Origin of the sequence: Rhizobium quercicola (assembly GCF_021168455.1) — a bacterium.
GTDB lineage: Bacteria > Pseudomonadota > Alphaproteobacteria > Rhizobiales > Rhizobiaceae > Ferranicluibacter > Ferranicluibacter quercicola.
In genome coordinates this window covers 18,919-32,511 of the sequence record NZ_JAJOZR010000019.1, presented here as the reverse complement: position 1 = coordinate 32,511, position 13,593 = coordinate 18,919, and the positions used below count along the sequence as shown (strand labels likewise).

At 60.7% G+C, this 13,593-nt stretch carries 23 protein-coding genes; all 23 read left to right on the top strand.

From position 1 onward, the window contains the following. Positions 1-10: 10 nt before the first annotated feature. The 23 genes from rplB to rplQ all read left to right on the top strand — a co-directional run bounded on the left by rplB (position 11) and on the right by rplQ (position 13,243). The gene (rplB, locus tag LRX75_RS22070; protein WP_110732497.1) at positions 11-847 is read left to right on the top strand and encodes a 50S ribosomal protein L2; all 837 of its coding nucleotides are present in this window, start codon (positions 11-13) and stop codon (positions 845-847) included. Positions 848-863: 16 nt separating this feature from the next. Then, positions 864-1,142, top strand: coding sequence for a 30S ribosomal protein S19 (gene rpsS / locus LRX75_RS22065; RefSeq protein ID WP_056335754.1), 279 nt, complete (start codon positions 864-866; stop codon positions 1,140-1,142). Positions 1,143-1,144: 2 nt separating this feature from the next. Beyond that, entirely contained in the window at positions 1,145-1,534 is a 390-nt protein-coding gene (gene rplV / locus LRX75_RS22060; protein ID WP_062596581.1) for a 50S ribosomal protein L22, read from the top strand. Beyond that, entirely contained in the window at positions 1,534-2,265 is a 732-nt protein-coding gene (rpsC, locus tag LRX75_RS22055; protein ID WP_062468290.1) for a 30S ribosomal protein S3, read from the top strand. The genes rplV and rpsC overlap by 1 nt, the downstream gene beginning before the upstream one ends. Positions 2,266-2,303: 38 nt before the next feature. Next, positions 2,304-2,717, top strand: a complete 414-nt coding sequence (gene rplP, locus LRX75_RS22050) for a 50S ribosomal protein L16 (protein ID WP_062601052.1) — start codon at positions 2,304-2,306, stop codon at positions 2,715-2,717. Positions 2,718-2,728: 11 nt separating this feature from the next. Continuing rightward, the gene (rpmC, locus tag LRX75_RS22045; protein ID WP_062468286.1) at positions 2,729-2,929 is read left to right on the top strand and encodes a 50S ribosomal protein L29; all 201 of its coding nucleotides are present in this window, start codon (positions 2,729-2,731) and stop codon (positions 2,927-2,929) included. A 12-nt stretch (positions 2,930-2,941) separates the two neighbouring features. Beyond that, the gene (gene rpsQ, locus LRX75_RS22040) at positions 2,942-3,178 is read left to right on the top strand and encodes a 30S ribosomal protein S17 (protein ID WP_062596579.1); all 237 of its coding nucleotides are present in this window, start codon (positions 2,942-2,944) and stop codon (positions 3,176-3,178) included. Between the two features lie 440 nt (positions 3,179-3,618). Then, positions 3,619-3,987: a 50S ribosomal protein L14 gene (gene rplN, locus LRX75_RS22035; RefSeq protein ID WP_062468282.1), complete on the top strand. Its 369-nt coding sequence runs from the start codon at positions 3,619-3,621 to the stop codon at positions 3,985-3,987. Positions 3,988-4,000: 13 nt separating this feature from the next. Beyond that, on the top strand, positions 4,001-4,303 hold the full coding sequence (gene rplX, locus LRX75_RS22030; RefSeq protein ID WP_231816761.1) for a 50S ribosomal protein L24: 303 nt from the start codon (positions 4,001-4,003) through the stop codon (positions 4,301-4,303). Beyond that, on the top strand, positions 4,303-4,863 hold the full coding sequence (gene rplE / locus LRX75_RS22025; protein ID WP_113151899.1) for a 50S ribosomal protein L5: 561 nt from the start codon (positions 4,303-4,305) through the stop codon (positions 4,861-4,863). Before rplX ends, rplE begins: the two co-directional genes overlap by 1 nt. Before the next feature lie 31 nt (positions 4,864-4,894). Further along, complete coding sequence (gene rpsN, locus LRX75_RS22020) at positions 4,895-5,200, top strand: 30S ribosomal protein S14 (RefSeq protein WP_062596576.1); 306 nt, start codon at positions 4,895-4,897, stop codon at positions 5,198-5,200. A 12-nt stretch (positions 5,201-5,212) separates the two neighbouring features. Then, positions 5,213-5,611, top strand: a complete 399-nt coding sequence (gene rpsH, locus LRX75_RS22015) for a 30S ribosomal protein S8 (protein WP_062468274.1) — start codon at positions 5,213-5,215, stop codon at positions 5,609-5,611. A gap of 42 nt (positions 5,612-5,653) precedes the next feature. Further along, positions 5,654-6,187 carry a 50S ribosomal protein L6 gene (gene rplF / locus LRX75_RS22010; RefSeq protein WP_231816760.1) on the top strand — a complete coding sequence of 178 codons (534 nt, stop codon included), beginning with the start codon at positions 5,654-5,656 and terminating at the stop codon, positions 6,185-6,187. A gap of 12 nt (positions 6,188-6,199) precedes the next feature. Further along, a complete protein-coding gene (gene rplR / locus LRX75_RS22005; protein ID WP_062468270.1) occupies positions 6,200-6,562 on the top strand; it encodes a 50S ribosomal protein L18 in 363 nt (120 codons plus the stop codon). A gap of 191 nt (positions 6,563-6,753) precedes the next feature. Then, positions 6,754-7,323: a 30S ribosomal protein S5 gene (rpsE, locus tag LRX75_RS22000; RefSeq protein WP_062468268.1), complete on the top strand. Its 570-nt coding sequence runs from the start codon at positions 6,754-6,756 to the stop codon at positions 7,321-7,323. A 13-nt stretch (positions 7,324-7,336) separates the two neighbouring features. Further along, a complete protein-coding gene (gene rpmD / locus LRX75_RS21995; RefSeq protein ID WP_062596574.1) occupies positions 7,337-7,537 on the top strand; it encodes a 50S ribosomal protein L30 in 201 nt (66 codons plus the stop codon). Between the two features lie 13 nt (positions 7,538-7,550). Next, on the top strand, positions 7,551-8,033 hold the full coding sequence (gene rplO, locus LRX75_RS21990; RefSeq protein ID WP_113151902.1) for a 50S ribosomal protein L15: 483 nt from the start codon (positions 7,551-7,553) through the stop codon (positions 8,031-8,033). Between the two features lie 314 nt (positions 8,034-8,347). Beyond that, positions 8,348-9,688 (top strand): preprotein translocase subunit SecY, encoded by a 1,341-nt coding sequence (gene secY, locus LRX75_RS21985; RefSeq protein ID WP_231816759.1) that lies wholly within the window; start codon positions 8,348-8,350, stop codon positions 9,686-9,688. After that, complete coding sequence (locus tag LRX75_RS21980; protein WP_231816758.1) at positions 9,685-10,281, top strand: adenylate kinase; 597 nt, start codon at positions 9,685-9,687, stop codon at positions 10,279-10,281. Before secY ends, LRX75_RS21980 begins: the two co-directional genes overlap by 4 nt. A gap of 242 nt (positions 10,282-10,523) precedes the next feature. After that, a complete protein-coding gene (rpsM, locus tag LRX75_RS21975; RefSeq protein WP_062468258.1) occupies positions 10,524-10,892 on the top strand; it encodes a 30S ribosomal protein S13 in 369 nt (122 codons plus the stop codon). 233 nt (positions 10,893-11,125) lie between these two features. After that, positions 11,126-11,515 (top strand): 30S ribosomal protein S11, encoded by a 390-nt coding sequence (gene rpsK / locus LRX75_RS21970; RefSeq protein ID WP_062468256.1) that lies wholly within the window; start codon positions 11,126-11,128, stop codon positions 11,513-11,515. A 100-nt stretch (positions 11,516-11,615) separates the two neighbouring features. Beyond that, entirely contained in the window at positions 11,616-12,626 is a 1,011-nt protein-coding gene (locus LRX75_RS21965) for a DNA-directed RNA polymerase subunit alpha (RefSeq protein ID WP_062468254.1), read from the top strand. 191 nt (positions 12,627-12,817) lie between these two features. After that, positions 12,818-13,243, top strand: a complete 426-nt coding sequence (gene rplQ / locus LRX75_RS21960) for a 50S ribosomal protein L17 (RefSeq protein WP_062596569.1) — start codon at positions 12,818-12,820, stop codon at positions 13,241-13,243. Positions 13,244-13,593 lie beyond the last annotated feature (350 nt).

Below are 13,593 nucleotides of genomic sequence, written 5' to 3'. Positions count from 1 at the left end.
GAACAAGAAAATGGCATTGAAAAGTTTCAATCCGACGACCCCGAGCCAGCGTCAGCTGGTCATCGTCGATCGGTCCTCGCTCTACAAGGGCAAGCCGGTCAAGGCGCTGACACAGGGTCTCACCAAGAGCGGTGGTCGTAACAACCTGGGCCGCATCACCGCCCGCTTCATCGGCGGCGGTCACAAGCGGACCTATCGCCTGATCGACTTCAAGCGTCGCAAGTTCGACGTGGACGGCACGGTCGAGCGGCTGGAATACGACCCGAACCGTACGGCGTTCATCGCGCTGATCAAGTACGAAGACGGCACGCAGGCCTACATCATCGCGCCGCAGCGCCTCGCCGTCGGTGACAAGGTCATCGCCTCCGAGAAGGCGGTCGATGTGAAGCCCGGCAACACCATGCCGCTGCAGTTCATCCCGGTCGGCTCCATCATCCACAATGTGGAAATGAAGCCCGGCAAGGGTGGCCAGATGGCGCGCTCGGCAGGCACCTATGTGCAGCTCGTCGGTCGTGACCAGGGCATGGCGATCCTGCGCCTCAACTCCGGCGAACAGCGCCTCGTTCATGCGAGCTGCCTCGCATCGATCGGCGCCGTCTCCAACCCGGATCACGGCAACATCAATGACGGCAAGGCCGGTCGTACCCGCTGGCGCGGCAAGACCCCGCATAACCGCGGTGTCGTCATGAACCCGGTCGACCACCCGCACGGCGGCGGTGAAGGCCGCACCTCGGGCGGCCGCCACCCGGTCACACCGTGGGGCAAGCCGACCAAGGGCAAGCGCACGCGTTCGAACAAGTCGACCGACAAGTTCATCATGCGTTCGCGCCATCAGCGCAAGAAGTAAGAAGAGGTAGTCACAAATGGCTCGTTCAGTATGGAAAGGTCCGTTCGTCGACGGCTATCTTCTCAAGAAGGCTGAGAAGGTTCGCGAAGGCGGGCGCAATGAGGTCATCAAGATGTGGAGCCGTCGCTCCACCATCTTGCCGCAGTTCGTCGGTCTGACCTTTGGCGTCTACAACGGTTCCAAGCATGTTCCCGTCAGTGTCAATGAAGACATGGTCGGCCACAAGTTCGGTGAATTCTCTCCGACCCGGACCTACTACGGTCACGGTGCGGACAAGAAGGCAAAGAGGAAGTAACGATGGGTAAGGCAAAAGCCGAACGTCGGCTGGCGGATAATGAAGCGCAGGCTGTTGCGCGCACGATCCGCGTCAGCCCCCAGAAGCTCAACCTGGTTGCCGCGATGATCCGCGGCAAGAAGGTCGACCGTGCTCTGGCCGAACTTGAATTCTCCCGCAAGCGTATCGCCGGCACGGTCAAGAAGACCTTGGAATCGGCCATCGCAAACGCCGAGAACAACCACGACCTCGACGTCGACTCGCTCGTCGTCGCGGAAGCTTTCGTTGGCAAGTCGATGGTGATGAAGCGCTTCCACGCTCGTGGTCGCGGTCGTGCATCGCGGATCGAAAAGCCGTTTGCACACTTGACGATCGTTGTTCGTGAAGTGGAAGCCAAAGGGGAGGCCGCATAATGGGCCAGAAAATCAATCCAATCGGTTTCCGTCTCGGCATCAACCGGACCTGGGATAGCCGTTGGTTCGCTGACAATGCCGAATACGGCAAGCTGCTCCACGAAGACCTGAAGATCCGCAAGTACCTGATGGACGAGCTGAAGCAGGCCGGCATTTCGAAGGTCGTCATCGAGCGTCCGCACAAGAAGTGCCGCGTTACGATCCACTCGGCTCGCCCGGGTCTGATCATCGGCAAGAAGGGCGCGGATATCGAAAAGCTGCGTCGCAAGCTGTCGGAGATGACGAACTCGGAAACGCACCTCAACATCGTCGAAGTGCGCAAGCCGGAAGTCGACGCGACGCTCGTCGCGCAGTCGATCGCCCAGCAGCTCGAGCGCCGCGTGGCTTTCCGCCGTGCGATGAAGCGTTCGGTTCAGTCGGCCATGCGTCTGGGTGCCGAAGGCATCAAGATCACCTGCGCCGGCCGCCTGGGTGGCGCCGAAATCGCCCGTACCGAGTGGTATCGCGAAGGTCGCGTTCCGCTTCACACGCTGCGCGCCGACATCGATTACGGTGTTGCCGAAGCTGTGACGGCATTCGGCATCTGCGGCATCAAGGTCTGGATCTTCAAGGGCGAAATCCTTGAGCACGATCCGATGGCCTCCGAGCGCCGTGCGAGCGAGAGTGACAGTCAGGGTAGTGGCGGACGTGATCGCGATCGCGATCGTGATCGCCGTCGTGAAAACGCGTAACAGTCGCGTTTGGCAGCCAATATCGGAGAATTAAAAAAATGTTGCAGCCAAAGCGTACGAAGTATCGCAAGCAATTCAAGGGCCGCATCAAGGGCGTAGCCAAGGGCGGATCTGATCTCGCTTTCGGCGAATTCGGCTTGAAGTCCTTGGAACCGAACCGCGTCAATGCGCGCGAGATCGAAGCGGCCCGCCGCGCGATCACGCGTCACATGAAGCGTGCCGGCCGCGTTTGGATCCGCGTATTCCCGGACGTTCCGGTCACCGCGAAGCCGACCGAAGTCCGCATGGGTAAGGGTAAGGGCTCCGTCGAATACTGGGCGTGCAAGGTCAAGCCTGGTCGTATGATGTTCGAGATCGATGGCGTCAACGAGGAGCTCGCACGCGAAGCCCTTCGTCTTGGTGCTGCGAAGCTCTCCGTCAAGACGCGCTTCGTACAGCGCATTGCGGAGTAAGGAGAAGCCCCATGAAAGCCAATGACGTTCGGGCGCTCAGCGCCGACCAGCTCAACGACGAGCTTGCCAAGCTGAAGAAGGAGCAGTTCAACCTGCGCTTCCAGAAGGCGACCGGCCAGCTTGAAAAGTCGTCGCGCATCAACGAGGTCCGCAAGGACATCGCGCGCATCAAAACCATTGCCCGCCAGAAGGCGGCAGAAGCCAAGGCCTAAGGACCAAGAAAAATGCCGAAACGCATTCTGCAGGGCACCGTCGTCTCCGACAAGAACGAGAAGACCGTCGTCGTAAGGGTCGAGCGCCGCTTTGCGCACCCGATCCTCCAGAAGACCGTCCGTCGCTCCAAGAAGTACAAGGCGCACGACGAGAAGAACCAGTTCAAGGTCGGCGACCTTGTTTCCATCCAGGAATGCGCGCCGATCTCCAAGGACAAGACCTGGACGGTTATTTCCGCCCAGGCCTAAGCCGAACAGACGTCACGCCGATGGCGCCGCGCAGTGTCGCAAGACACGAGAGCGCGGCGTCTTCGTAAGATCGGCGCCGCGCGCTTCTGGCCGAATTGGTCGGGGTTTGCGGTGTCGCCTCTTGTAATCGGCGAGAATCTCTGTATGAAGCAGCCACGGAACGCTCGGGGTTACGAGCGTTCTTTTGCTTTGAGCGCACGGAAGGTCCTGTCTTCAGGAAACCACCCTGGCAAGATCGATCCCGCGCTGTCGCATCATGTCCCGCCTGCTTCTCCCAAGAGGCGAGGGACTGGGAATGCCATTGAAAGCATTGTGGCGTGCCGCCCTTCGCAAGAGGGTGCAGCGCGCCGCATGCAAATTTTCATAAGCCGGAACAGGGGGCTCTCTTTCACGATGAGGAGATCCCAACCGGTTCGGTCACAACAAGAAGGCGACCTGACATGATTCAGATGCAAACAAACCTCGACGTGGCGGATAATTCCGGCGCACGTCGTGTCATGTGCATCAAGGTGCTGGGCGGCTCCAAGCGCAAGTATGCTTCCGTGGGCGACGTCATCGTCGTTTCCATCAAGGAAGCCATCCCGCGTGGCCGCGTCAAGAAGGGCGATGTGATGAAGGCGGTCGTCGTACGCACCGCCAAGGACATCCGTCGTCCGGACGGCAGCGTCATCCGCTTCGATAACAACGCAGCCGTTCTTATCGACAACAAGAAAGAGCCGATCGGCACCCGTATCTTCGGACCGGTTCCGCGCGAGCTTCGCGCCAAGAACCACATGAAGATCATCTCGCTGGCTCCAGAAGTACTGTAAGGGGCGATTAGAGATGAACAAGATTCGTAAGGGCGACAAGGTCGTCGTACTCGCCGGCAAGGACAAGGGCCGCACCGGCGAAGTTATCCAGGTCATGCCGAAGGACGACAAGGCTGTCGTGCGTGGCGTCAATATGGTGAAGCGTCACCAGCGCCAGACCCAGAGCCAGGAAGCCGGCATCATCAACAAGGAAGCCCCGATCCACCTGTCGAACATCGCGATCGCTGACACGGACGGCAAGCCGACCCGCGTCGGTTTCCGCATCGATGGCGACAAGAAGATTCGCGTGGCCAAGCGTTCGGGAGATGTTATCTGATGGCTGAGACCAAGACCTATGAGCCGCGGCTCAAGAGCGAGTACATCGCGCGCATTCGTCCGGCACTCCGGGAGAAGTTCTCCTACGCCAATGAGATGATGATCCCGAAGCTCGACAAGATCGTCATCAACATGGGCGTGGGCGAAGCGACCGGCGATTCGAAGAAGCCTTCGATCGCCGCCGCCGACCTCGCAGCGATCGCCGGCCAGAAGCCGGTCGTCACCAAGGCCCGCACTTCCATCGCCGGCTTCAAGCTGCGCGAAGACATGCCGATCGGCGCGAAGGTTACCCTGCGCGGCGCACGCATGTATGAATTTCTGGACCGCCTGATCAACATCGCGCTCCCGCGCGTTCGCGACTTCCGCGGACTGAACCCGAAATCCTTCGACGGCCGTGGCAACTTCGCCATGGGCGTGAAGGAACACATTGTGTTCCCTGAGATCAACTACGACAAGGTCGATCAGATGTGGGGCATGGACATCATCGTTTGCACGACGGCCACGACGGACGACGAAGCGCGGGCTCTGCTCACAGAGTTCAACTTCCCGTTCCGCCAGTAAGCCGTAACGACAAGCAGAAGGATTACGTTTCATGGCGAAAACGAGCGCAGTTGAAAAGAACAAGCGCCGCCGCAAGCTGGTTACCCAGCAGGCCTCCAAGCGGGCCGAGCTGAAGGCGACCATCATGAACCAGTCTCTTCCGATCGAAGAGCGGTTCAAGGCAACTCTGAAACTGGCAAGCCTGCCGCGTGATGGGTCGAAGACCCGCGTTCGCAACCGTTGCGAAGTCACCGGCCGTCCGCGCGCCTACTACCGGAAGCTGGGAATGTCCCGTATCGCCCTGCGCGAACTGGGCAATTTCGGCAAGATTCCGGGTATCGTGAAGTCGAGCTGGTAAGGAGACGGGCAAATGACAATGACTGATCCCTTGGGCGATATGCTCACCCGTATCCGTAACGGCGCCGCACGCCGCAAGACGAACGTAACGACGCCGGCTTCCAAGCTGCGCGCGCGCGTTCTCGACGTGCTGCAGTCGGAAGGCTACATCCGCGGCTACTCCGAAGTCGATTTCGACAACGGCAAGTCCGAGCTCAACATCGAGCTGAAGTACTACGAAGGCGCGTCGGTGATCCGTGAGATCGGCCGCGTGTCCAAGCCGGGCCGCCGGGTCTATGTCTCGGTCAAGTCCATTCCGCAGGTCGCGAACGGTCTCGGCATCACCATCCTTTCGACTCCGAAGGGTGTGATGGCCGATCACCAGGCTCGTGAACAGAACGTCGGCGGCGAGGTCCTCTGCTCCGTATTCTAATACGGATCAGGGATCTCCAGAACGAACAGACAGGATTGAAACATGTCTCGTATCGGTAAGAAGCCCGTTCAGGTTCCCGCTGGTGTCACCGCGACTGTCGATGGACAGAGGGTGACGGCAAAGGGCCCGAAGGGCGAACTGTTCTTCGTCGCGAACGACGAAGTTTCTGTAAAGCTGGAAGACAACGCCGTTGTCGTCGAGCCGGTCAGCCAGTCCAAGGATGCTCGTTCCAAGTGGGGCATGTCCCGCACGATGGTCGAGAACATCCTGAAGGGCGTTAAGGATGGCTTCGAGCGCAAGCTCGAGATCAACGGCGTCGGTTACCGCGCGGCCCTGCAGGGCAAGAACCTGCAGCTGGCACTCGGCTTCAGCCATGACGTCGTCTACCAGACGCCGGAAGGCATCACGATCGCTGTTCCCAAGCCGACGGAAATCGTCGTCTCGGGCATCAACAAGCAGCAGGTCGGCCAGGTGGCCGCAGAGATTCGCGAATATCGCGGCCCCGAGCCCTACAAGGGCAAGGGCGTCAAGTACGCGAACGAGCGGATCATCCGCAAAGAAGGCAAGAAGAAGTAAGGATCACGCGAAATGGCTAGCAGGAAAGATAATCTTGTACGTCGCGCTTCGCGCGTTCGTCGTCAAATCAAGGCGGTCGCCAACGGCCGTCCGCGCCTGTCGGTTCATCGCTCGTCGAAGAACATCTACGCACAGGTCATCGACGATGTCGCCGGCACGACGCTGGCGTCCGCTTCGACGCTCGACACCGGTCTGCGCACGTCTCTGAAGACGGGCGCCGACACGGCGGCAGCTGCTGCCGTCGGCAAGCTCCTCGCGGAGCGTGCATCCGAAGCCGGCGTCAAGGACGTCGTTTTCGATCGTGGCGCCTTCATCTATCATGGCCGCATCAAGGCCCTGGCTGAAGCCGCCCGCGAAGGTGGCCTCAACTTCTGAGTTCGGTTGGGAAAGTCGAAAACCGGCTTTCCGAATCTGACGAAGACACGTAAGGCTCCCATTTCCACGACGGGCCGGCCCGGTATATCCGGGCCGCAGCCTTGTCGGGAATTCGCCGTACTCTCCGACCATCGAGGGGCGGCACCGATCAATCTGCCGATTGCACCCGGAAAAGAAAAAGGAAAAGGACAATGGCACAAGAAAGAAGAGGTTCTCGCGACGACCGCCAGAACCGTGAAGAGCGCGACAGCGAATTCGTTGACAAGCTCGTCGCTATCAACCGCGTCGCCAAGGTGGTGAAGGGCGGCCGTCGTTTCGGCTTCGCTGCTCTCGTCGTCGTCGGCGACCAGAAGGGCCGCGTCGGCTTCGGTCATGGCAAGGCACGCGAAGTGCCGGAAGCCATCCGCAAGGCCACCGAAGCCGCCAAGCGCGAACTGATTTTCGTTCCGCTGCGCTCCGGCCGCACCCTGCATCATGACGTTCACGGCCGCCACGGCGCCGGCAAGGTCCTGCTGCGTTCGGCCAAGGCCGGTACCGGCATCATCGCCGGCGGCCCGATGCGCGCCGTTTTCGAAACGCTCGGCATGCACGACGTCGTTGCAAAGTCGACCGGTTCGTCCAACCCCTACAACATGATCCGCGCCACCTTCGATGCTCTGAAGAACCAGATGCACCCGAAGGACATCGCGGCACAGCGCGGCCTCAAGTTCGCCACGCTGCAGGCCCGTCGCGAAGCGGCTGGCGTCACGTCGGAAGAATAAGGGAGTCCGTACGATGGCCACTGAAACCACCGGTAAGACGGTTACTGTCGAGCAGATCGGCAGCCCCATCCGCCGCCCCGCCAGCCAGCGCGCAACGCTGATCGGCCTGGGTCTCAACAAGATGCACCGGGTGCGCACGCTGGAAGACACGCCTTCCGTTCGCGGCATGATCCGGTCCGTCCAGCACCTCGTCCGCGTTATCGACGAGAAGTGAGGGAGATACCATCATGAAGCTGAATGAAATCAGAGACAACGAAGGTGCCACCCATTCGCGCAAGCGTCTGGGCCGTGGTATCGGCTCGGGCTCCGGCAAGACGGCCGGCCGCGGCGTCAAGGGTCAGAAGGCCCGTTCCGGCGTCGCCATCAACGGCTTTGAAGGCGGTCAGATGCCCATCTACCGTCGTCTGCCGAAGCGCGGTTTCAACAACATCTTCCGTTCGGATTTTGTTGTCGTATCGCTCGGCCGCATCCAGACCGCGATCGACGCCAAGAAGCTGGACGCTGCTGCAACGATCGATGCCGCTGCGCTGAAGGCTGCCGGCATCATCCGTCGCGCTCGCGACGGCGTCCGCGTTCTCTCGGACGGCGAACTGACGGGCAAGGTCACGATCGAAGTGGCCGGCGCCTCGCAGTCCGCGATCGAAAAGATCGAGAAGGCCGGCGGCTCCATCAAGCTGCTGTCTGTCAAGCCGGTCGCTGCCAGCGAATAATCTTGAAGACGGACCGCCCGGGGTGTTACACACCGGGCGGTTTATTGCGTCTGGAGGACGCGCGGGAAGCGCGGGCGAGGCGTAGAGGGCAGGGGGTGCCGGTCGGTTGGCCAGCATCTTCGGGCCGGATTTCCGGGGCGACCGGACGACATTCCCTGGTGGATGTGACGATATGCCCGGAGATATCGACAAGCGCATGATTGCTCTTTCAATCGATTTGGTTCTAAGACGTCGTGCAGAAACGTAATTCAAGCTTTTCCGGAGTCGGCCGGGTCTGACGCCGCGGGTTCGGAACTGGCTACGCGGAGAATCGCATGGCTTCTGCAGCGGAACAGCTCGCCTCCAATCTCAATTTCAGAACGTTCGCGAAGGCGGAGGACCTCAAGAAGCGCCTCTGGTTTACGCTCGGCGCGCTGCTGGTCTACCGGCTCGGCACCTATATCCCGCTTCCGGGTCTGAACCCCGATGCGTTCGCCCAGGCCTTTCAGGGACAGAGCGGCGGCATCCTCGGCCTCTTCAACATGTTTTCCGGCGGCGCGGTCTCGCGCATGGCGATCTTCGCGCTCGGAATCATGCCCTATATCTCCGCGTCGATCATCGTCCAGCTCATGACCTCGGTCGTTCCCTCGCTCGAACAGCTGAAGAAGGAGGGCGAGCAGGGCCGCAAGATCATCAACCAGTACACGCGTTACGGCACCGTGCTGCTCGGCCTGCTGCAGGCCTATGGCATCGCGGTCGGCCTTGAGAGCGGCAACGGTCTCGTGAACGATCCGGGCTGGTTCTTCCGCGTGTCCACCGTCATCTCGCTGCTCGGCGGCACGATGTTCCTGATGTGGCTCGGCGAGCAGATCACCTCGCGCGGCATCGGCAACGGCATCTCGCTGATCATCTTCGCCGGCATCGTCGCGCACCTGCCGACAGCCCTTGCCGGTACGCTCGAGCTTGGCCGTACGGGCGCTCTGTCCACGCCGCTGATTCTTGGCATCATCATCATGGTCGTCGGCGTCATCGCGCTGATCGTGTTCGTCGAACGCGCCCAGCGTCGGCTGCTGATCCAGTATCCGAAGCGCCAGGTCGGCAACCGCATGTTCCAGGGCGACACCTCGCACCTGCCGCTGAAGCTGAACACCGCCGGCGTCATCCCCGCGATCTTCGCCTCGTCGCTGCTGCTGCTGCCGGCAACGCTCGCGGGCTTCGCCGGCAGCGCCACGCTTCCGGGCTGGGCGACAGCGATCGTCGGCTCGCTCGCCCACGGCCAGCCGCTCTACATGGTGCTCTATGCCGCCATGATCGCCTTCTTCGCCTTCTTCTACACGGCGATCGTCTTCAATCCGAAGGACACGGCCGACAATCTGAAGAAGCACGGCGGCTTCATTCTCGGGATTCGCCCGGGCGAACGCACGGCCGAGTACATCGACTACGTCCTGACGCGCATCACTGTCGTCGGCGCGATCTATCTGATCTTCGTCTGCATCCTGCCGGAATTCGTCATCGCGCAGACCGGCGTGCCCTTCTACCTTGGTGGTACGTCGCTTTTGATTGTTGTCAGCGTGACGCTTGATACTGTAGCACAGATCCAGGGTCATCTGATCGCCCAGCAGTATGAGGGGCTGATCAAGAAGTCGAAGTTGCGTGGAGGGAAGAGGGGCCGATGAGACTGATATTTTTAGGACCGCCCGGGGCCGGCAAGGGAACGCAGGCCAAGCTTCTGACGGAACGCTTCGGCATTCCCCAGTTGTCGACCGGTGACATGCTGCGGGCCGCCGTCGCAGAGGAGAGCGATGTCGGCAAGCGAGCAAAGGCGGTCATGGACGCGGGCCAGCTCGTGTCCGACGAGATCGTCAACGAGATCGTGTCGGATCGTATCGACGCCGACGATTGCGCCAACGGCTTCATTCTGGACGGCTACCCGCGGACGGTTCCGCAGGCCGTCGCTCTCGGTCAGATGCTGGAGGGCAAGGGGCTGAAGCTGGACGCGGTTATCGAGCTGAAGGTCGATGAAGCCGCCCTTCTGCGCCGGATCGAGAATCGAGTCGCGGAAACATTGGCCGCCGGCGGTAAAGTTCGCTCGGACGACAATCCAGAATCGGTTAAGAAGCGTCTTGTCGAATATCGCGAGAAGACCGCACCGCTTTCGCAGCATTATGCCAAGACCGGAGAGCTGAAGACGCTCGACGGCATGGCGCCTGTGGAAACGGTCACGCGACAGATCAACGAGATTCTTGCTTCGGCCGCGGCCGAAGCCTGACGAGACCGGGCGCAAAGCCTTGTTGGACAAGAAAAGGACTGGCCGGGAGTTGACTTTTCCGGCCGATTCCGTCTAAAGACCGCGCTAACTCGCAACATGCAGGGGAATGGCGCGGATTTCACAAGTGAAGTCCGGGCTCGGCATTTGTCCCGTGTTCCGAACGAAAATTGAAACTGACGGCTATTCAAGGCTGCATAGAAGCACCTATTGCCGGATGGCAACTGGAAGCAAGGAGAACAGACGTGGCTCGTATCGCTGGCGTCAACATCCCGACGGCAAAGCGCGTTGTTATCGCGCTGACCTATATTCACGGGATCGGACCGAAATTCGCACAGGAAATCGTCGAGAAGGTCGGTATCCCGGCTGAACGCCGCGTGCATCAGCTCACGGATGCTGAAGTTCTTCAGATCCGCGAAGCCATCGACCGCGAATACCAGGTCGAAGGCGACCTGCGTCGCGAGACGTCGATGAACATCAAGCGTCTGATGGATCTCGGCTGCTACCGCGGCCTGCGTCATCGCCGCTCGCTGCCCGTCCGCGGCCAGCGCACGCACACCAATGCCCGCACCCGCAAGGGTCCGGCAAAGGCGATTGCCGGCAAGAAGAAATAATCTCCCGGAAACGGGGGTGAGGGGGCTGGTGCGAAGCGCCGGCCTCTTTTTGGTATGTCGAAGATGGCTTGGCCATCATTCGGTGGAGCTGCTGGAAATACGGCAGCGTTGATATCGCCGCGATGCCGGGGAGCCCTTCTGGGGTTCCGGCTTTGCTGATGAAAGTGGGGAGCAGGGCTCCCCGGTGTAGCCGCTGGAATTACGGCGGTGCAGAGATCCGTGAAAGGGTAAACATGGCCAAGGAAGCCACACGCGTACGTCGTCGCGAACGCAAGAATATCTCGACGGGCGTCGCCCACGTGAACTCGTCGTTCAACAACACGATGATCACCATCACCGATGCGCAGGGCAATGCCATTGCATGGTCGTCGGCCGGCTCGAAGGGCTTCAAGGGCTCGCGCAAGTCGACCCCGTTTGCCGCGCAGATCGCCGCTGAAGATGCTGCCAAGAAGGCGCAGGAACACGGCATGAAGACGCTCGAAGTCGAAGTCACCGGCCCGGGTTCCGGCCGTGAATCGGCGCTGCGCGCTCTGCAGGCCGCCGGCTTCATGATCACGTCCATCCGCGACGTGACGCCGATCCCGCACAATGGTTGCCGTCCGCGCAAGAAGCGCCGCGTCTGATACGCACTCGTCATCAGGTCCGGCGGGAGATCGCTCTCGCCGGCGCTTCAGGGCTCCGTTGCCACGAATGGATGGTGGCAACGAACGGAAGGCAAAACATATGATTCAGAAAAACTGGCAGGAACTGATCAAGCCGAACAAGGTCGAGTTCACGTCTTCCGGCCGCACCAAGGTTAGCCTTGTCGCGGAACCGCTGGAACGTGGCTTCGGTCTGACGCTCGGCAACGCGCTGCGCCGCGTTCTTCTCTCGTCGCTGCGCGGGGCCGCTGTAACGGCCGTGCAGATCGACGGCGTTCTGCATGAGTTCTCGTCGATCCCGGGCGTTCGCGAAGATGTCACGGACATCGTCCTGAACATCAAGGAGATCGCCATCAAGATGGACGGCGACGATGCCAAGCGCATGGTCGTTCGCAAGCAAGGCCCGGGTGTGGTCACGGCTGGCGACATCCAGACGGTCGGCGACATCGAGATCCTGAACCCGAACCATGTCATCTGCACGCTCGACGAGGGCGCAGAGATCCGCATGGAGTTCACGGTCAACAACGGCAAGGGCTATGTTCCGGCGGATCGTAACCGTTCGGAAGATGCGCCGATCGGTCTCATCCCGGTCGACAGCCTCTACTCGCCGGTCAAGAAAGTGTCCTACAAGGTGGAAAACACCCGTGAAGGCCAGGTTCTCGACTACGACAAGCTGTCCATGACGATCGAGACCGATGGTTCCGTCACCGGTGAAGATGCCGTTGCCTTCGCAGCGCGTATTCTTCAGGACCAGCTCGGTGTCTTCGTCAACTTCGACGAGCCGCAGAAGGAAGCCGAAGAGGAAGCCGTTACCGAACTCGCGTTCAACCCGGCACTCCTCAAGAAGGTGGACGAACTCGAACTGTCGGTTCGCTCGGCAAACTGCCTGAAGAACGACAACATCGTCTACATCGGCGACCTCATTCAGAAGACGGAAGCCGAGATGCTCCGGACTCCGAACTTCGGCCGCAAGTCGCTGAACGAAATCAAGGAAGTTCTCGCTTCCATGGGCCTGCATCTCGGCATGGAAGTGCCCGCATGGCCGCCCGAGAACATCGAAGATCTCGCAAAGCGTTACGAAGACCAGTATTGATCGCGGAATGAGGCAAGATGTGAAGCGGTGTTCCGCTCGCATTCCGCGATGTGAAAAATAGACAAGGCAGGTCCAAACTCTGCCTTTCCCCGTCAAACAGCAGGCCCGGCCGGACATGGCGCGGTGCCTGTATGTGCCAGGAAACGGCAGGTCCTCCAGAGAGAGCGACACCTGCATAAAGGAGAATAGCCATGCGCCACCAGAAAGCCGGCCGCAAGCTGAACCGTACCGCCAGCCACCGTAAGGCGATGTTCGCCAACATGGCGGCGTCGCTGATCCAGCACGAGCAGATCATCACGACCCTGCCGAAGGCCAAGGAAATCCGCCCGATCGTCGAGAAGCTCGTCACGCTCGGCAAGCGCGGCGACCTGCACGCTCGTCGTCAGGCCATCTCGCAGATCCGTGACGTCACCGTCGTCGCCAAGCTGTTCGACGCGATCGCAACGCGCTACGCCACCCGCAACGGCGGCTACCTTCGCATCATGAAGGCCGGCTATCGTCAGGGCGACAACGCGCCGATCGCTGTTATCGAATTCGTCGATCGCGACGTCGATGCCAAGGGCGCAGCCGACAAGGCCCGCGTTGCAGCCGAAGCGGACGCCGCCGAAGCAGCCTGATCTCGTCAGATCTTTGCATTTTGAAAACAGCCGGGCGAAAGTCCGGCTGTTTCCGTTCGGGCACTTGCTCGCGCATGATGGCCGGCGCACCGATGCGCGTCGTGTTTTTGCAGCGGACAATGTCTTTGCTTTCCGGGCGCTTCATCCTATTTCTCATCGCGAGGGCATTTCCGGACGGAGCCTGTTCGCTTCGCCGTCGGACAATGTCATAGAACAACGAACCGGGGTTTCAGGTGGACACGCGTTCATCCGTATCGCTCCGGCCAATCCTCGTTTCACCAAGGGTTCTCCATGCGTCGCTCGCCACTGTCGCTCGTCCTGTCCGGCATTGCCGGCCTCGTCATCATCAT